Origin of the sequence: Parabacteroides sp. AF17-28 (assembly GCF_003479205.1) — a bacterium.
GTDB lineage: Bacteria > Bacteroidota > Bacteroidia > Bacteroidales > Tannerellaceae > Parabacteroides > Parabacteroides acidifaciens.
The window spans coordinates 93,539-113,389 of the sequence record NZ_QUGV01000003.1; the positions used below are offsets into that span (position 1 = coordinate 93,539).

Consider the following 19,851-nt stretch of genomic DNA (forward strand, 5'->3'; position numbering starts at 1 on the left):
TTATAATTACACATACAGATATGAAGACTTACCTGGTTACCGGAGCGGCCGGTTTTATCGGCGCCAATTTCGTTAAGTATATGTTGGCAAAGTATCCTGAAATAAAGATCGTTGTCCTGGACCTGCTGACCTATGCCGGCAATCTCGGAACGATTGCCGGAGATATCGACGGAGATCGTTGCGAGTTTGTGAAAGGGGATATCTGCGATCGTGCCCTGACGGACGAGTTGTTTGCGAAATATCAGTTCGATTATGTCGTTAACTTTGCAGCCGAAAGCCATGTTGACCGCAGCATCGAGAATCCGCAGCTTTTCCTGGTTACGAATATATTGGGTACGCAGAACCTGCTCGATTCCGCCCGCAAGGCTTGGGTGACAGGCAAGGCGGAGACCGGCTATCCCCAGTGGCGCGAAGGAGTCCGTTTCCATCAGGTATCGACGGATGAAGTGTATGGCAGCCTGGGCGCCGAGGGTTATTTCCATGAAACGACCCCGTTGGACCCGCGCAGCCCGTACAGTGCATCCAAAACGAGCGCCGACCTGTTTGTGCAGGCATATTCCGAAACGTATAAAATGCCGGTCAGCATCACCCGTTGTTCCAATAACTACGGTCCGTATCATTTCCCGGAAAAGCTGATTCCGCTGATTATCAAAAATATCCTTGAAGGCAAGTCACTCCCTGTTTATGGTGACGGTACGAATGTGCGCGACTGGTTGTATGTCGAAGACCATTGCAAGGCTATCGATATGGTGATCCATGAGGGACGGGCAGGAGAGGTCTACAATGTTGGCGGTCATAACGAAAAGCAGAATATCGAAATCGTGAAATTAACAATCAGCACGATCCGCAACCTGATGACCGAACAACCGGAATACCGCCAAATCCTGAAGAAAAAGGAAATTGGCGCCGACGGACAGATTTCCATCGACTGGATTAACGAAAGCTTGATAACCTTTGTCAAAGACCGCCTCGGGCATGACCAGCGGTACGCGATCGATCCGACGAAGATCACAAACGAATTAGGCTGGACGCCCGAAACTTCTTTTGAGGTCGGAATCGTCAAGACCATCCGCTGGTATCTGGATAACCAGAAATGGGTGGAAGATATTACCGGTGGTGACTATATGAAGTACTACGAAGAAATGTACGGGAACAGGTAATCACCTAATTCCCTTCTTGGAAGGAGGCCGGGGATTCTTGAATTTCTCCTGCCTCCTTTTTTGTTTCCGTTCTTGCCATTGCCAGATTCTTCCCTAACTCCGGTGCCGCTTCTTCGATCTGTTTGCGGATGGCGTCGCGGATATCTTTCCGGATATTCTTGCGTGTGCTGTCGAGTTCCGCCTGTTTGGCCGGTTTGAAGATGTCTTTGTATTTACATTTCGTGATCTTGTATTTGAAGTCGTCCAGATTGCCGGTAATATCGATTCCTAACTTGAAGGGAACAGGTGATTTCAGTACGGACACATGGTAATTGAACGTCATGTCCAGATTATGCGTCCCCCCGACAGCTACCCGGTAACGGTCCATCTCTACCAGGAAAGGAAAGACTTCGATCTTATTATCTTTGATCGCAAGGTCAACCGCAATGCTGTCGATCACATTCCGTTTCTTGTTCTTAAACATCAGCGTTTTGGATATTTCGGCAAAAGTCTCGCCATCCAGCAATACCATATTATTCCCGTGCAGATAGCAGGATGAATTGATCGATGGCATGACGAGCGACATAGTCGAGTCAATCTTGCAGGTAGCCGTGACCTCGCAGCCCAGCACGCCTTCAAACGAACGGAGCATCGGGACCAGTGTGTCGATGGACGGGAAGAGTGCGATCAGCCTTTCTACCTGTACGTTTTCCATATCGAGGTCGAATCCGGCAGTCGCTTCCTCTTCGTTCCTTGCCGTGTAGACCATCGTCAGGTTTCCGTGTCCCATATTGGACTCCATATTGAGTTTGCTCAAATTTATACTCTGGTCGCGCAGGACAATTTCTCCTGTCACGTTTTCCAGTTCCAGATCTTTGAAATCGATTCGTTTCGCATCGGTATGGAGCGCCATGTCGAGGAAAGCAGGAAGGACGAACAGTTGCCCGGTAGTGTCGATCTCTGCTTGCGAGATGCTGTCCTGCATCGTTGTTGCGTCGAGCCCCGCTATGCTTTCGTCACTGAGGAGCGCCAGGTCTGAATTACCTGCGGCATATTGCATACCGCTGTTGATCGCCTGCATTAACTGGTTGCAGTCGATATAATCCGAACTCAGTTTAAAGTTTCCTTTTAGTTTGCCGCCTCGGAGCATTGCCCGCCGGATCTGGCTGACCTCTCCGTTGAGGGTAAGATCGCTCTTTCCTAAGTGCAAGCGGGCATCCGTCAATGTGATGTCGTTGGTGTTAAACTTCATCGTCGTCTGCTCCATCCACATGGGAAGAGGGAACAGGCGGCTGAAACCGCGCATTTGTTTAAACGAGATACTGCCTCGTGCCTCCCATTTGCGGAGAAGCTGGTCGCTGATATCCGTGCTGTCGTTTGCAGTTTTTCTATCGGTTAAGTCTCTCCTTCTTACTGTCTGTTGTCCGCGCTGCCTGCCGGTTGGAATGCGCTGTTGCCGGTTTGCCATTTGCTGGCGCCGTGCGTCCCGGTAGGGGAGCGCTTCGATTGTAAACCTGCTCTCTGTCAGCGCAAGGCCTGTACGAAGCGGGACACTGATATATTTCAGTGTGTCGACCGAGATAACAGCTGCTGCCGTCGGTATTTGTTTGTCGGAAGCCGACGATTTGATGCCGCCCTTCAGCTCGGTACGCCCTGCCACCATCCAGACGGAATCGGGCATACGTGTCCGGAGGTGCTCGAACGCCAAGCGTCCCGTCATCGGTATGACTGCGGTCGTGTCGATCACAGGCGATGTCTGTGCCAGCATTTCCAGTTTGCTGATATTCGTACTGATTTCATCCTTGTATTTGATGTTCAGGCTGTCGATGCCCATCGTCATTCGCATCAGCTCCTGTGCTTCCAGGTAGCGGCTTTTCTGGTGTGTCGTATCGATTGCCAGATAAGCGTCAGAGATGAAAATATCCATGCCGAGCGGCTGGCTGAATGCTTTCAGTTTATCAATACTCAGTTTGCCGGAACCGTGTATTTTCCCGAAACGGCTCTCCAGGAGGTCGTCTACGGTGAATGTAGCCGAGAAGTCGGCATCCATAACTCCTTCCACCAGCAAAGTGTCCGGGTTCAGGAATTCCTGTCCCATCTTGGTGAAATCCACCTGTCCTTTCATCTTGGCATTGACGGCCGGATTGCGGAACAGGTTGGTCACATTTGCCTGTATGTCCAGCGCGGTATTAAGCCCTTTCATGTTAAGTTGTTCGAGCGAGATGAAAGAAGAATCCGGATAAGGCCCGTTCAAGTGGATATCCAGATCCATCGCCAACGTGTCTATACCCTGTTTCACGCCTTTAACATGATAAGAACCGTTTTCTATCTTGCAACAAAGGTTTATGTTCGGTATGATACTGTCAGCTAAGAAACCGTGAATGTTCCCTTCCAGAATAACCGAGCCTTCTGCCAATATCTTGTCACGGTCCTGGAAATAAGCATCAGGAATGAATTTCAGCAGGTCATTCATGTCAGATATCTTCAGTCCCATATCCATGTCGATGCGTGTACGCCGGTCTTCCGGGAAGTTGCGGATAGCCCCGTCCGCCGTAAAAGGCAGGTTGTTCACCATCAGTTCGGCGTCTTTCAGCATAATCGAATTGTAATGGTCGGCAAGCACCAGGCGGCTTTTGAGCCGGAGCGCCAGGTCATTCTTTAATGTATAAGCCGGATTGCTGAACAATATGGAAGAACAGCCCGTTTCAAAATCCAACGTATTGGCCCCTCCGGCAAGCGAACCGTCGAGACGCATGAAGAAACCGTTTACTTCGGCGAAGAGGTCTGCCTGGCGATCGTCGTACGTGAAATGCCCTCCGCGTATGCGTACCCGCTGCAGGTCGATGGGTGGGAGCGGCTTTTTATCTGCATCCGTTTCCGCCGAATCGGCTTCACTCTGGTAGATATCCCAGTTTGCCCGTCCATCCTTATTGACAAAACCGTAGAAACGCGGGTGGTCGAGCGAGAAATTCTTGATGGTGATCTTGCCCCCGAACAGATAGTCGAGCGGTTGCAGGGAGACAGTCGCACGGTTGAACGACAGCAATGAGTCGGAAGAGACCGCCAACTCTTCCTCATGGGCGGTCGAGTCTTCGGCGGCATGCGAAATCAGGTGCCCGTTAGTCAGCTTTACCCCCAGATAGGGATATGTCTCGAAAAAAGTCAGTTCCACCCGTTCGCAATCCAGATGCGCATCGAGAAACTTGTTGGTTTGCTCGACAACCAGCGGTGTCAGCTTCTCTGGCGGCAGCACGCCCCAGTTCAATATGCTGAATCCGATAGCCGGAAGTATGAATATCAGTGTAACTGCAATTATGGCGATAATTGTCAGTATTTTCTTTTTTCTTTTCATTGTTGTCTCTCGTGTAAGTAAAAAAATAAATCCTTGTACAAAAGTAGGAAAAAAGTAGATTCTTCATCTGTTTTTTTATGCGATAAACCATTCTAATCTGAAGGTCTGTACTTAAGAGCACTCTTCTAACTTTCGATTTTTAACTCTCAACTTTCAACTTCCTTGGGGACCTTATTGTATAAAACGTATTTTTCAGGTTTAGAAGAGACCTGAAAGCGAATAAATGTTAATCCGCTTTTTTGACCTCAAAAAGGCACTTTTTTCTCTTTTTTGAGCGTTTTCCGCTATTACGACCGTCCTCTTTGCCACCGTGACCGTGCTAATGTGTAGTGCACTCGGCACCTCGCGAAGATTAGAACGGTCGTAATGGCGATTAGGACGGTCATAATTGGAAAGAGGACCGTCTAAAGGGCAAAAAAGGCCCTAAATTTCCCTGGGATATTTGGGACGCCGCCCGTTTTGTTTTGCTACAGGCGATTCTCCGGGAGTTAAGCTTTATCACTTTGCCGGTGTTTCCGTCTTTCGGTAATCAAATTGCACGCTTTCCGGAACGACCTCGGCACCTCATTTCATCCGGTGTCAAACAAAAAGGCTTAAACCGTGAAAAGAGTCAATCCAAAATGGACCAAGATTTCGGACGAAATAGAAAAATGGCGAAAAATGGGGTTATTGTAAATTTTCGAGAATAAAACATTTAAACTGTTGAGGTGTAAAAAACATCCTTGTGAGTGTGCTGCTGTAAAAACAATTTGTACTTTTGTATAGATCATCATTCGGCAAAAACAAAAGCATTATGAGCAACAAGATTTACCCCATCGGCATACAGAACTTTGAGAGCCTTCGCAAAGACGGTTATTTCTATATAGATAAAACAGCGTTGATCTATCAGCTCGTGAAAACCGGACGTTACTATTTCCTAAGCCGTCCGCGCCGTTTCGGCAAAAGCCTCTTGCTTTCTACTCTTGAGGCTTACTTCCAGGGAAAGAAGGAACTGTTCGAAGGATTGGCAATGGAGAAGCTGGAAAAAGATTGGATAAAGTATCCTATCTTGCATCTGGACCTGAATATCGGCAAGTATGATGCTCCCGACAGCCTCGACAAAATACTGAACGAAGCGCTGCTGGGTTGGGAAGCTCTTTATGGTTCCCGAGAAGGAGAATCAACTCTTGCCCTGCGTTTCAAAGGGGTTGTAGACCGTGCCTGCAAGTTGACTGGCCAGCGTGTCGTCATCCTTGTAGACGAATATGACAAGCCGTTGCTGCAAGCTATCGGCAATGAGGCTTTGCAGACCGAATACCGTAACACGTTGAAACCTTTTTACGGTGTGCTCAAGACGATGGACGGCAGTATCAAGTTCGGTATGTTGACTGGTGTCACGAAGTTTGGCAAGGTAAGTGTATTCAGTGACCTGAATAATCTGGACGATATCTCAATGCGTGAACCTTATGTCGGTATCTGTGGCATGACTGAAAAGGAGATACATGATAATCTTGATCTTGAATTGCACGAACTCGCTGCAGCCCGGAAGATAACCTATGAAGAGGTATGTGCAAAATTGAAAGAATATTATGATGGTTATCACTTCGTAGAAAACACGGAAGGTATTTATAATCCTTTCAGCCTGTTGAATACTTTCAAATACAATAAATTCGGTAGTTACTGGTTTGAAACAGGTACCCCTACTTACCTGGTCGAACTCTTGAAGCGTAATCATTACGATTTGGAACGTATGGCGCATGAAGAAACGGATGCTGACGTCTTGAATAGTATTTATGGAGATGATCAGCCTATTCCTGTTATTTTCCAGAGCGGTTATCTGACGATAAAAGGGTATGATGAACGTTTCGGCCTTTATCGCTTAGGCTATCCTAACCGTGAAGTGGAGGAAGGTTTTATTAAGTTCCTGATGCCATTTTATACCCGTTTCAATAAACAAGAATCAGCTTTTGAGATACAGAAGTTTGTCCGTGAAATAGAAATCGGAGAGGTCGACGCCTTTTTCCGTCGCCTGCAAAGTTTCTTTGCCGATACGCCTTACGAGCTGATAAAAGATCTTGAGTTGCATTATCAGAATGTGCTCTTTATCGTCTTTAAGCTGGTGGGTTTCTATGTGAAAGCGGAATATCATACGAGCGAAGGTCGTGTAGACCTGGTTCTGCAAACGGATAAGTTTATTTATGTGATGGAGTTCAAACTGGATGGTACGGCGGAAGAGGCCTTACAGCAGATAGACGAAAGACATTATGCACGGCCTTTCCTCTCAGACATCCGTAAACTGTTTAAGATAGGAGTGAACTTCAGCGCCAAAACCCGTAATATCGAACGGTGGATTGTGCAATAAAAATAATTTGTACTTTTGTATAGATCATCATTCGGCAAAAACAAAAGCATTATGAGCAACAAGATTTACCCCATCGGCATACAGAACTTTGAGAAGATTCGCAAAGACGGCTATTTTTATATAGATAAAACAGCTTTGATCTATCAGCTCGTGAAAACCGGGAGTTACTATTTTCTGAGCCGTCCGCGCCGTTTCGGTAAAAGCTTGATGCTTTCTACTCTTGAAGCCTATTTTCAGGGAAAGAAGGAACTGTTCGAAGGATTGGCAATGGAGAAGCTGGAAAAAGACTGGATAAAACATCCTATCTTGCATCTGGACCTGAATATCGGCAAGTATGATGCTCCCGACAGCCTCGACAAAATACTGAACGAAGCGCTGCTGGGTTGGGAAGCTCTTTATGGTTCCCGAGAAGGAGAATCAACTCTTGCCCTGCGTTTCAAAGGGGTTGTAGACCGTGCCTGCAAGCTGACTGGCCAGCGTGTCGTTATCCTTGTAGACGAATACGACAAGCCGTTGCTGCAAGCTATCGGCAATGAGGCTTTGCAGACCGAATACCGTAACACGTTGAAACCTTTTTACGGCGTGCTCAAGACGATGGACGGCTGTATCAGATTTGCTATGCTGACAGGTGTCACGAAGTTTGGCAAGGTAAGCGTATTCAGTGACCTGAACAACTTGGACGATATTTCGATGCGGAAAGAATATGTTGAAATCTGTGGCGTTAGTGATAAAGAAATCCATGGCAATCTGGAGATTGAGCTTCACGAATTTGCAGAAGCCCAGGGTTTGACGTATGAGGAACTCTGTGTAGAACTGAAAAAGTATTATGATGGTTATCATTTTACTCACAATACCATTGGCATGTATAACCCGTTCAGTTTGCTTAATGCTTTTAAATATCGGGAGATCGATAATTATTGGTTCGAAACCGGTACCCCTACGTATCTGGTGGAATTGTTGAAAAAACATCATTACAATCTCGAACGGATCGCTTATGAGGAAACGAATGCAGCGGTGCTGAATAGCATAGATGCATCTTCCACCAATCCGATTCCTGTTATTTACCAGAGTGGATATCTTACTATTAAAGGCTATAACAAAGAATTTGGTATTTATCGTCTGGGATTCCCAAACCGGGAAGTGGAAGAGGGCTTTATCCAGTTCCTTCTGCCTTATTATGCCAATACGGATAAGGTTGAATCTCCCTTTGAGATACAGAAGTTTGTCTATGAGATACGTGCCGGAGAGGTCGACGCCTTTTTCCGTCGCCTGCAAAGTTTCTTTGCCGATACGCCTTACGAGTTGGTGAAAGACCTTGAGTTGCATTATCAGAATGTGCTCTTTATCGTCTTTAAGCTGGTGGGGTTCTATGTGAAAGCGGAATATCATACAAGTGAAGGCCGCGTAGACCTGGTTCTGCAAACGGATAAGTTTATTTATGTGATGGAGTTCAAACTGGATGGTACGGCGGAAGAGGCCTTACAGCAGATAGACGAAAGACATTATGCACAGCCTTTCCTTTCAGATGCCCGCAAGCTGTTTAAGATAGGAGTGAACTTCGGCGCTAAAACCCGTAATATCGAACGGTGGATTGTGATATAAAACTGCTTTTTTATTCCTTGTATATCCCCCGCCTAAACCGTATCTTTGCCTGAAAATTATACCATCTATGGATTTTCGTCTGAAAGTATTTCATAGCGTAGCCACGAATCTAAGCTTTACGAAGGCTTCAAAAGAGCTGTTTATCAGTCAACCGGCTATCAGTAAACATATCCACGAATTGGAGGTGCAATATAAAACGCCGTTGTTCGATCGGGTGGGCAGCCGTATCGCACTCACTCATGCCGGCGAACTGCTACTGTCGCATACGAAGCTGTTGCTTTCTGCTTACCGGCAGATGGATTTCGAGATGAACCTGCTGACGGATAATTTTAGCGGTGAGCTGCGGTTAGGGGCCAGTACGACCATCTCGCAATATGTGCTCCCGCCTGTCCTTTCCTCCTTTATCCAGAAATTTCCGGAGATTAAAATTTCTTTGCAGAACGGGAACAGCCGTGACATTGAACAAGCCTTGCGGGAAGGAAGGATCACACTCGGGCTGGTGGAAGGGACGGCACATCAGAGTACGCTTCATTATACACCTTTTATGAAAGACGAGCTGGTCGTCGTAGCACACACCGGCAGTTCGTTGGCTGTTTACGACGAGATTACGATTGAGCAGCTTTGCACCTTGCCGCTTGTCTTGCGCGAGAACGGTTCGGGTACGCTCGATGTGGTGGAGGCGGCTCTGGCAGAGCACCAAGTTAAGTTGTCGCAGTTGAACGTATTGTTACAGATGGGAAGTACGGAAAGTATTAAGTTGTTTTTGGAGAACTCTGACGCGTTGGGAATTGTTTCTATTCGTGCCGTGACCCGTGAACTGATGTCCGGACGGCTGAAGGTGATTGAAGTGGACGGTTTCCGGGCCGAGCGGATGTTTGCCTTTGCCGAACCGCAAGGACAGAACGGGGGAGTGGAAGAAAGCTTTATCCGCTATGCTTGCCAATGCTGGTAATAACCTTGCGTTATGCCCTATAAAAACATATTAGGAAAGGATACCGGGAAAAAGCCTTACTTTTGCCGCCGGTTATAAAAGTAATGGATTTTAAACTTAATTGATTATGTTTAGCGAAAAAAGGAGTAACGTACTTCATGGTATTCTGTTGATAGCTCTCTTCTCTTGTTCTGCATTCTATATAGCAGAATTTCCCTTTGTCAAGAATCTTTCTTTCAGCCCGCTGATTGTCGGTATCATATTGGGTATGATATATGCGAACAGCTTGCGCAACCATTTGCCGGAGACATGGGTGCCGGGAATCCTGTTCTGTACGAAACAGGTGTTGCGTGCCGGTATCGTGTTGTATGGTTTCCGGTTGACATTCCAGAGTGTGGTCGCAATCGGGCTTCCTGCCATCCTGATCGATACGATAATCGTGACGGCTACGATTTTTATCGGCCTGTTTGTCGGACGGCTGATGAAGATGGACCGGGATTTGGCTTTGCTGACCTCTACGGGTAGTGCCATTTGCGGTGCGGCAGCCGTATTGGGAGCTGAACCGGTGGTAAAAAGCGAACCACATAAAACTGCTGTTGCCGTCTCGACTGTCGTTATCTTCGGGACTTTGTCCATGTTTATCTATCCGGCGATGTACCGTTCCGGCATTCTGGATCTGACACCTGAACAGATGGGACTTTATACCGGGTCGACCCTGCATGAAGTGGCGCATGTAGTAGGTGCCGGCAATGCAATGGGAAAAGAGATTTCGGATACAGCCATTATCGTGAAGATGATCCGTGTCATGATGTTAGCTCCCGTATTGGTGATCATGAGTTTGGCTTTGGCACGTACCGCTGTGAAAGCTGTTTCCAATGGAGTGAAAGGAGCTGACGTTGCGAAACGTGGCAAGATAACGATTCCCTGGTTTGCATTCGGGTTCCTGGCCGTGATCGGCTTTAACTCTTTTGATTTGCTTCCCCATGCGGTTGTAGACGGGATTAATAATGTGGATACATTTATGTTAACGATGGCTATGACGGCGTTAGGTGCGGAAACCAGCATCGAGAAGTTTAAAAAGGCCGGTGCGAAACCTTTCATCCTGGCTGCGGTGTTGTATATCTGGTTGCTTGGAGGCGGTTATTTGTTGGCTAAATATTTGGTTTAATATACACTCGGAAAGGGCACTTTGAAAGGTTTGTTAATTGGGAATTGAAAATTATCCGTTTGTGTTCTATAAATTATTACCTTTGTGGCTCAATGCAATTTATTGAGAGTCGGATACTGTTATTCAATTCTCAATTTTTCAATTAACAAGAAATGGCTTCAAAGGTAACAAAAGGTATCATAATTTCATTTTGGGTGCTGTTTGCTGCAGCAGTAGGTGTCGTAGTTTTGCTGTTCTCGGCAATCGCCAATGGTTCGATAGGCTATATGCCTCCGGTCGAACAGCTTGAGAATCCGATTGATAAATATGCTTCACAGGTAATCTCTGCCGATGGAAAGACACTCAGCACCTATGCCCACAGTCAGGATAACCGTATTTTCGTCAACTATAACGATTTATCGCCTGATCTGGTGAAGGCGTTGATTGCCACCGAAGATGTTCGCTTTGCCGAACACAGCGGTATCGACGCGCAGGGATTGTTTCGCGCAGTCGTCAAACGCGGTCTTTTGATGCAGAAGAGTGGCGGTGGCGGTAGTACCATCACACAGCAGTTGGCGAAACAGTTGTTCTCGCCAAGTGCCGACAACGTGATGGAACGCTTGTTCCAGAAACCGATCGAGTGGGTGATCGCTGTCCAGCTGGAACGTTTCTATACGAAGGAAGAGATTATCAATATGTATCTGAATAAGTTCGACTTCCTTTATAATGCCGTCGGTATCCAGTCGGCCGCCCGTGTCTATTTCGGCAAGACTCCCAAAGATTTAAAGACGGAAGAGGCGGCAACGCTTGTCGGGATGTGTAAGAACCCGTCCTATTTTAATCCGAAGCGCCACAGTGAGCGGACGCGCGGACGTCGGAACACGGTGTTGGACCAGATGTTGAAAGCCGGCTATCTCTCGCAGGCCGAGTGCGATTCGTTGAAAGCCTTGCCGTTGACACTTCATTTCAGCCGTATGGACCATAAAGATGGCCTGGCTCCCTATTTCCGCGAATACCTGCGCCTGACGTTGACGGCAAAAAAGCCCGAACGCAAGAACTACCGGGGCTGGCAGATGCAGCAGTTCAGGGAAGATTCGCTTGCCTGGGAAACGAATCCTGCATATGGCTGGTGTAACAAGAACAAGAGACCGGACGGAGAGTTCTACAACCTGTACACCGACGGTCTGAAGATATATACAACTATCGATTCACGCATGCAGCAGTATGCCGAGGAGGCTGTCCGTGAACATATCGGAGGCTATTTGCAAGATGCTTTCTTCAAAGAGAAAAAAGGAAAGAACTACGCTCCGTTCTCCCGCGATTTGCGTCAGGGCGAGGTCGATACGATTTTTATGCGTGCCATGCACCAGACCGACCGTTACCGGTCGATGAAAAGTGCGGGAGCGAGCGAGAAAGAGATAAAGGCCGCTTTCAATGAGCCTGCCGAAATGCGCGTGTTCAGTTGGGGTGGCGAGATCGATACGGTCATGTCGCCGTTGGATTCGATCCGCTATTATAAAAGTTTCCTGCGTACCGGCTTTATGTCGATGGACCCGCGTACCGGCTATGTGAAAGCCTATGTCGGGGGAATCGATTATAACGATTTCCAGTATGATATGGTCAACGGCGGACGCCGCCAGATCGGTTCGACTATCAAACCCTTCCTCTATTCGCTGGCGATGATCGAAGGGATCAGCCCCTGCGACGAGATGCTGCACGTACAGCAACGTCTGACGGACGAGAACGGACGGCTTTGGGAACCGCGTAATGCGAATAAGAAACGTGTCGGCGAGATGGTTTCCGTACAGTGGGGGTTGCAGAACTCCGACAACTGGGTGACGGCCTGGCTGATGGGGCAGTTGTCTCCTTATACGTTTGTCCGCTTGTTGCATTCGTTCGGCTTGAAGAACGAGATGGACCCTGTGATCTCGATCTGTCTGGGTACGCCGGATGTGTCGGTTGGCGAGATGGTGAGCGCTTATACGACATTTGCCAATAAAGGTATCCGCGTCGAACCGCTGTATATCACTCGCATAGAAGATTCCTATGGAAATACGATTGCGAACTTCAACCCGCAGATGAGCGAAGTGTTGACGGAAGATGCTTCCTATAAGATGCTCCATATGTTGAAAAACGTAATAGACGGCGGTACCGGTAGCCGTGTCCGTTTCCGTTATGGCATTAAGGCGCCGATGGGAGGAAAGACCGGTACGACGCAGAACAACTCCGACGGTTGGTTTATGGGCTTCACACCGAGCTTGGTATCCGGAGTCTGGGTAGGCGGTGAGGACCGTTCCATCCACTTCGACCGTATGTCCGAAGGCCAGGGCGCCAGCATGGCGTTACCGATTTACGGACTTTATATGCAGAAAGTCTATGCCGACAAGACATTGGGCTACTCGCAGGAAGAAGACTTTGAAATCCCCGAACAATATCAGAATCCCTGCAAGATGACCACCGAAGAAGAGCGCAAACAAACGCCGACGGATGTCGGGGGCATAGATAAGATGTTCGAGTAAATTTTAATACTTGTCTGAGAAAAAATGGCTCCTGTCTGAAAAAAAACGGCTCCTGTCCGATATTTTTTCAGACAGGAGCCATTTTTTATAATCCCTTACTGTGTTAATTTAGTTTCTTATCCTGTCCGTTTCTGGAAAATATTTGTTAGATTTGTGAGTGTTAACTTCTAATGACGCGGGATATGAAACGTGAGACTATTATTTCTCAATTAAATGACAAGGACAATATCTTTGATTTTGTCGTGATTGGCGGCGGTGCTACCGGTCTGGGTGTGGCACTGGATGCTGCCACCCGCGGATACAGTGTCGCTTTGTTTGAACGCTCGGACTTCACGAAGGGAACTTCCAGCCGGAGTACGAAACTGGTGCATGGAGGTGTCCGTTATCTGGCACAAGGCGATGTCGCTTTGGTTCGTGAAGCGTTGCGCGAGCGGGGTTTGCTCCGCCGGAATGCTCCCCACCTGGTGAAAGACCAGCTCTTTCTGATCCCTTGCTACCGTTGGTGGGAAGGGCCTTTTTATACAATCGGACTGGTGCTCTATGATTTGATGGCGCGTGGCCTGAGCTTAGGACGCTCTGTCTGCATCGGGCCTAAGAGGGCTATCCGCACGATACCGATGCTTCGCCGTAAGGGGATGACAGCCGGGGTGCTCTATCATGACGGACAGTTCGATGATTCGCGGTTGGCGATCAACCTGGTTCGTACGGCTGTCGACACCGGAGCCTGTGTTTTGAATTATATGAATGTGATCTCCTTGCTGAAAGAAGAAGGGAAGATATCGGGTGTGCAGGTGCGCGATGAGGAAACCGGAACGGTCTATTCTGTTCAGGCCCGTTCCGTTATTAATGCGACAGGTGTGTTTGCCGATGAGATCCTGCAAATGGATAAACCGGGCAAGCGTCCGACCGTCCGCCCCAGCCAGGGAGTACACCTGATACTCGACGCTTCTTTCCTGGATAGCGATTGTGCGGTGATGATCCCCAAGACATCCGACGGACGCGTGCTCTTTGCTGTCCCCTGGCATAATAAGGTGGTGGTCGGAACGACCGATACGCTGATGGACCATGCCGAAACAGAGCCGGTCGCGCTCGAACAGGAAATACAATTTATACTCGATACCGCTGGAAAATACCTGACACGAGCTCCCCAGCGGAGTGATGTCCTGTCAGTGTTTGCCGGACTCCGTCCCCTTGCCGCTCCCCGCAACGAAGGTAAGAAAACGAAAGAGATTTCCCGGAGCCATAAACTTATCCGGGAGAAATCCGGTTTAATCACCATTATCGGAGGGAAATGGACTACCTACAGAAAGATGGCACAAGACACGTTGGATTATGCGATCCGTTATATGCATGTGCCGACAAAGGACTGTGTGACGGAACGTTACCCTGTGCACGGCTCGCGTCCGAACCCCGATTTCTCCGATCCTCTGTATGTCTACGGAACGGATGCCGATGAAATCCGGACGTTGGTCGCTTCTTCGCCGGAAATGGGGGAGAAGCTCCATCCCGCATATGCCTTTACCAGAGGGGAAGTGGTCTGGATTGTCCGCAATGAAATGGTGCGGACGCTGGAAGATGTGCTGGCCCGTCGCCTGCGTATTCTCTTTATGGATGCGCGTGCCGCGATGGAGATGGCCCCTGCCGTTGTGGCTATCCTGGCAAAAGAACGGGGAAAAGATGAAGTTTGGCAGGCAGCCCAGTTGGACGATTTCAACCGGGTGGCTTCCCATTATATATTGAATTGATAATCAAAAGAAACGGATGATATGAATTTCAGAAATAAATATGTGCTGGCTATCGACCAGGGAACAACCTCTTCAAGGGCGATCCTTTTCAACCACCAGGGGGCTATCATCACACTGGCGCAGAAAGCGTTTCAGCAGTATTTCCCTAAACCCGGCTGGGTGGAGCATGATCCGAACGAGATCTGGTACACGCAGTCGTCCGCCATCAAGGAAGCGATGGCAAAAGCGGATGTGACGGATACCCATATTGCTTGTATCGGTATTGCCAATCAACGTGAAACGACGATCATATGGGATCGCGAAACCGGTTTCCCGGTCTATAACGCCATCGTCTGGCAAGACCGGCGTACGGCCGATTATTGCGAGCAGTTGAAGGCACAGGGATATGCTTCGATGATCCAGCAAAAGACAGGCTTGGTGATCGATGCCTATTTTTCCGCAACCAAGATACGCTGGATTCTGGATCATGTGAAAGGTGTCCGCGAGCGGGCTGAACGTGGAGAGCTCTGTTTCGGAACGGTCGATTCCTGGCTGGTCTGGAAGCTGACGCGCGGGACGGAATTTATTACGGACATCACGAATGCTTCCCGCACAATGCTGTTCAATATTCATACGCAGGAGTGGGACAATGAACTGCTCGAGCTTTTCCATATTCCGGCCTCGATGATGCCCGAAGTGAAAAGCAGCAGCGAAGTCTATTGCGAGACTTCTACGCCTATTTTCAAGACCGGTATTCCGGTGTCCGGTATGGCGGGCGACCAGCAGGCCGCCTTGTTCGGACAGCTTTGTACGGATATCGGCATGATCAAGACAACTTACGGGACAGGCTGTTTCATGATCCTGAATACGGGAAGCCGCCCGGTTCTGTCGCAGAACAACCTGTTGACGACGATTGCCTGGAAGCTGGACGGCAAGGTGACGTATGCCCTGGAAGGCAGTGTCTTTGTCGGCGGAGCTGTCGTACAATGGTTGCGTGATGAGTTGGGTGTGATACAGAGTGCTGCCATAACAGAGCAATTGGCCAATTCCGTACCAGATAACGGAGGGGTTTATTTTGTCCCGGCATTGACCGGCTTGGGGGCTCCTTATTGGGATCAGTATGCCCGCGGTGCGATCATCGGCATTACGCGTGGGACGAGTGTCGCCCATCTGACCCGTGCCGCTCTCGAAGGTATTTGCTACCAAGTCTACGATGTCCTGATGGCCATGGAAAACGATATACATGCCAAGCCGAAAGAGATACGTGTGGACGGCGGTGCGATTGCCAATAATTTCCTGATGCAGTTCCAGGCGGATATCTGCCGTTGCCCGGTGGTGCGTCCGCGGGTGTTGGAGACGACAGCTTTGGGTGCCGCTTATCTGGCGGGGCTTGCCATCGATTACTGGAAAGATGTCGACGAGTTGAAGGATCAATGGTCGTTGGACAATATCTTCAGTGCCGAAATGCATGAAGAGACGGCCGAAGCCTTGCTTTCCGAATGGCATAAGGCGGTGGGAAGATCCTTAAACTGGGCAACATAATTCATAATTCAAATAACTGTGACTCCATTTATAGCAGAATTATTAGGAACCATGCTTCTGATCCTGATGGGAGGAGGCGTTGTAGCGAATGTATGCCTCGGTAAAACCAAAGGGCATGGCGCCGGCTGGATGGCGATAACGACAGCCTGGGCTTTGGGTGTGTTTATCGGAGTGGTGGTGGCCGGGCCGTATAGCGGGGCGCATCTCAATCCGGCGGTTTCCATCGGGTTGGCTATCGGTGGGACGTTTCCCTGGTGCGACGTTTGCCAGTATGTGATTGCCCAGATGTTGGGAGCGGCTTTAGGTGCGCTTTTAGTCTGGCTTGTTTATAAAGACCATTTTGAAGCGACGGACGATCCAGATGCCATATTGGGCGTGTTCTGTACCAGTCCGGCCATCCGCCATCCGGCGATTAATTTCCTGACGGAAGCTGTCGGGACTTTTGCCCTGATGTTTGTCGTGTTCTATATCACGGGCGGCGAGTTGGCGTTGAAGGATAGCAACAGTACGTTGCCGATCGGTTTGGGCTCCGTAGGGGCGTTGCCGGTGGCGTTTACGGTCTGGGTGATCGGGTTGTCGCTGGGCGGCCCGACAGGTTATGCGATTAATCCGGCCCGCGATTTGGCTCCCCGTTGCATGCATGCCCTTCTGCCGATAAAAGGGAAAGGTGGCAGCCAATGGGGATATGCCTGGATTCCGGTGTTGGGACCGATTGCCGGGGCGGCCGTAGCAGCTATGTTATACTATATTCTATAATTATATACCATGAATGTACGAAATAAAGTTTCCGTCTTTTTGTTCTCTCTTGTAGCGATCCCTTTGTTCGCACAAACACCGCAACAGGAGTTGGAGCGGCTTCAACAAAACTATATCCAGTCTTTGGTCTCGAACGATGACGGAACGGCCTCTTTGGTTGAGCTCCTGTCCGGCATCCAACCGGAAACAGAGATCGCGGACCAGGTAGTAGTCGAGCTCCACCAACGTTATCCATTTAACATAGAAAAGATAACGGCCTACATGGAAACGATCCGGGAGGACGGTTCTTGGCCGGATATCGATTATAACGACCAGAAGCGGTCGGGCTGGTCAGTCAAGGCACATGCCGACAGGGTATTGGAACTTGCCAAACTCTACAAGGCGGAAGACGGCGATTGCCATTGGGGGCCTAAACTCCAAACAGTCATTCATCAGGCCTTCGGTTATTGGTTTCGCGAGAAGCCGGTTTGCAAGAACTGGTGGTACAACGAGATCGGAATTCCCAAAACATTGGGTCCGGCTTTCCTCTTGATGAAAAACGAATTGGATGCGAAGGAAAAGGCGGCAGCCATCGAAGTGATGGAGAATGCCAAGTTCGGGATGACGGGGCAAAACAAAGTGTGGTTGGCCGGAAACGTACTGATACGCGGTCTGCTGCAGGACGATTTTGAACTGGTGAAGGCTGCCCGCGATACGATTGTTTCCGAGATTACGATCGGGACGCAGGAAGGGATCAGAAGTGACTGGAGTTTCCATCAGCACGGGCCACAGCAGCAGTTCGGCAATTACGGCTTGGCCTTCCTGACCGAGATGAGTTCCTTCTCCGGTCTGTTTGCCGGAACGGTTTTTGCCTTGAACAAGGAACAGCAGGATATCCTGAATTCTTTCCTGCTGAACGGCTATCGCTGGATTGTCTGGCGAGGCTACATGGATATCAATGCGCTTGACCGCCAACTTTTCCATAGCGGACAGATTCATAAGGCATTCAGTCTGGCGTTTGCGACAAATGCCCTCATGCGGGGAAGCGGGGCGGAAGATATCAGCCGGATGAACGATTTCCTTCAAGACAACTATGCTCCCGAAAAGGAGGGGAGCCGCTTCACCGGACATAAGCATTTCTGGGATTCGGACCAGACTATCCATCGCTCCCCGGCCTGGATGGCTTCCGTCAAGATGGCCTCCTGGCGGGTGATCGGGACGGAACTTATTAATGAAGATAACCTGAAAGGTTTCTATATGGCGGACGGTGCGCTCTATACCTATTGCCGGGGTGATGAGTATCTGAATATTTTCCCCTTCTGGGATTGGCGCAAGATACCGGGTATCACCTCCTATGAGAGCGATGCTCCCGTTCCCGCCTTTTTCCGTTATGGGGAGCATGTGCGGAATAAGACGGCTTTTGTCGGAGGCGTGACGGACGGGCATACGGGTATGACGGCTATGGTCCTGGACCGTGACGGATTGCAAGCCCGTAAGTCGTGGATCTTTACCGATGATTATGTTCTTTGTCTCGGTGCCGGTATCCATTCGGACAGTACATTGGCCGTCACAACCTCCATTGACCAGCGTGTCAAGCATGGCGATTTGCTTCGTTATGAGCATAAAAGCTGGGTTCCGGTAAACGGGACTTACACCTCTTCCCCGGAAAAGCAGCGGTTCTTCCATGACAATACAGGCTATATCGTGTTGCAGCCGTCTACCTGTGTGGCTGTTTCGGAAAAGCGCTCCGGCCGTTGGTGCGATTTTATGGGCTCGTATGCACCTGCTACCGTGGAGGGTGAGATCGTCGGTTTGCATATCGAGCATGGAAGGGCGGATAATGCCGGCTACCAATATCTGATCCTTCCTGCCTCTTCTGCTGAAAAGACGGCGGCTTTCTCCACACAGGATATAGAGGTGATCCGCAACGACCGGTCGGTTCAGGCTGTCGGCCTCGGCGGTTGTTTTTATGTGACGGCGTATGAACCGCAAAAGCTGGACTTGCGGTATGACCTGCAAGTGGATATCCTGACACCGGGCATTTATATGTTCCGCCGGGATCGTGGCGACTGGCATGTCGAGGCTGCCGATCCGACGCATAAACAAATTAGCTTATCACTTACAATCAACGGCCGGGATGTGAAAATCGTATTCCCTTCCAGTCATCCGCTGGGAAAGAGCATTTCTATTCATCCGTTTATCCGTGCTCCGTTTGTCAAAGGCATAAAAGTCGATGGAAAGGGCGACGACTGGAATATCCCATCTGCCGTACGCGGGCTTATCGCTCCCTGGGATGGAGCGGTGAAAGACAGCACGGCTTTTTATGTCTGCCACGATAAAAAGAACCTGTATTTCCTGTATGAAGTATCCGATACGACTTTGGTATATAATAACGAAAAGACGGAGGCTTCCGTCGGAAGCAGCGACCGCGTTGAATTTTTCTTTAGCAAAGATCCGGAAATGAAAACCTACTATTGTGCAGAGATCGACCCGCAGGGTAAGGTGATGGACTATGAAGCGCATCACTACCGGAAGTTTGATGGCAGTTGGAACTTTAAAGATTTGAAAGTGGCTACTTATATCGGTAAGGATTCTTACCGTGTGGAAGGTTCCCTTTCATTGAAATCATTAAAAGATTTAGGGCTGGTTTCTCCGGAGGGCGAGATTCGCATGGGCGTTTACCGGGCGGATTATTTCGGAAATAAGGATGACCAGGTGATCTGGTCTTCCTGGATTGTGCCCGAAGCGACCGAACCGGATTTCCATATCCCGTCTTCCTTGGGCATATTGAGGTTAGAATAGAAGATTTCCGTACCTTT

General features: G+C 49.1%; 11 protein-coding genes. 10 read left to right on the forward strand and 1 reads right to left on the reverse strand.

Annotation, left to right across the window (positions count from 1 at the left end; genetic code table 11):
- The first annotated feature begins 20 nt into the window (after nucleotides 1-20).
- On the forward strand, nucleotides 21-1,160 hold the full coding sequence (gene rfbB / locus DWW90_RS02860) for a dTDP-glucose 4,6-dehydratase (protein WP_122344021.1): 1,140 nt from the start codon (nucleotides 21-23) through the stop codon (nucleotides 1,158-1,160).
- 4 nt (nucleotides 1,161-1,164) lie between these two features.
- On the opposite strand, the gene DWW90_RS02865 is transcribed toward rfbB, so the two are convergent.
- Entirely contained in the window at nucleotides 1,165-4,491 is a 3,327-nt protein-coding gene (locus DWW90_RS02865) for an AsmA-like C-terminal region-containing protein (protein ID WP_122343919.1), read from the reverse strand.
- Between the two features lie 793 nt (nucleotides 4,492-5,284).
- Here DWW90_RS02865 and DWW90_RS02875 point away from each other — a divergent pair.
- The 9 genes from DWW90_RS02875 to DWW90_RS02915 all read left to right on the forward strand — a co-directional run bounded on the left by DWW90_RS02875 (nucleotide 5,285) and on the right by DWW90_RS02915 (nucleotide 19,834).
- Complete coding sequence (locus tag DWW90_RS02875) at nucleotides 5,285-6,832, forward strand: ATP-binding protein (protein WP_122343921.1); 1,548 nt, start codon at nucleotides 5,285-5,287, stop codon at nucleotides 6,830-6,832.
- Between the two features lie 51 nt (nucleotides 6,833-6,883).
- Entirely contained in the window at nucleotides 6,884-8,434 is a 1,551-nt protein-coding gene (locus DWW90_RS02880) for an ATP-binding protein (protein WP_122343922.1), read from the forward strand.
- A 67-nt stretch (nucleotides 8,435-8,501) separates the two neighbouring features.
- Entirely contained in the window at nucleotides 8,502-9,386 is an 885-nt protein-coding gene (locus tag DWW90_RS02885; RefSeq protein ID WP_115499126.1) for a LysR family transcriptional regulator, read from the forward strand.
- Between the two features lie 106 nt (nucleotides 9,387-9,492).
- Nucleotides 9,493-10,533, forward strand: coding sequence for a YeiH family protein (locus tag DWW90_RS02890; protein WP_122344022.1), 1,041 nt, complete (start codon nucleotides 9,493-9,495; stop codon nucleotides 10,531-10,533).
- 152 nt (nucleotides 10,534-10,685) lie between these two features.
- The gene (locus DWW90_RS02895) at nucleotides 10,686-13,031 is read left to right on the forward strand and encodes a transglycosylase domain-containing protein (protein ID WP_122332417.1); all 2,346 of its coding nucleotides are present in this window, start codon (nucleotides 10,686-10,688) and stop codon (nucleotides 13,029-13,031) included.
- Between the two features lie 182 nt (nucleotides 13,032-13,213).
- Nucleotides 13,214-14,776, forward strand: coding sequence for a glycerol-3-phosphate dehydrogenase/oxidase (locus tag DWW90_RS02900; RefSeq protein ID WP_122344023.1), 1,563 nt, complete (start codon nucleotides 13,214-13,216; stop codon nucleotides 14,774-14,776).
- A gap of 21 nt (nucleotides 14,777-14,797) precedes the next feature.
- Nucleotides 14,798-16,297: a glycerol kinase GlpK gene (glpK, locus tag DWW90_RS02905; RefSeq protein WP_122343923.1), complete on the forward strand. Its 1,500-nt coding sequence runs from the start codon at nucleotides 14,798-14,800 to the stop codon at nucleotides 16,295-16,297.
- Between the two features lie 18 nt (nucleotides 16,298-16,315).
- Nucleotides 16,316-17,053 carry an MIP/aquaporin family protein gene (locus DWW90_RS02910; protein ID WP_115499122.1) on the forward strand — a complete coding sequence of 246 codons (738 nt, stop codon included), beginning with the start codon at nucleotides 16,316-16,318 and terminating at the stop codon, nucleotides 17,051-17,053.
- A 9-nt stretch (nucleotides 17,054-17,062) separates the two neighbouring features.
- Nucleotides 17,063-19,834 (forward strand): polysaccharide lyase family 8 super-sandwich domain-containing protein, encoded by a 2,772-nt coding sequence (locus DWW90_RS02915; RefSeq protein ID WP_122343924.1) that lies wholly within the window; start codon nucleotides 17,063-17,065, stop codon nucleotides 19,832-19,834.
- Nucleotides 19,835-19,851: the final 17 nt, after the last annotated feature.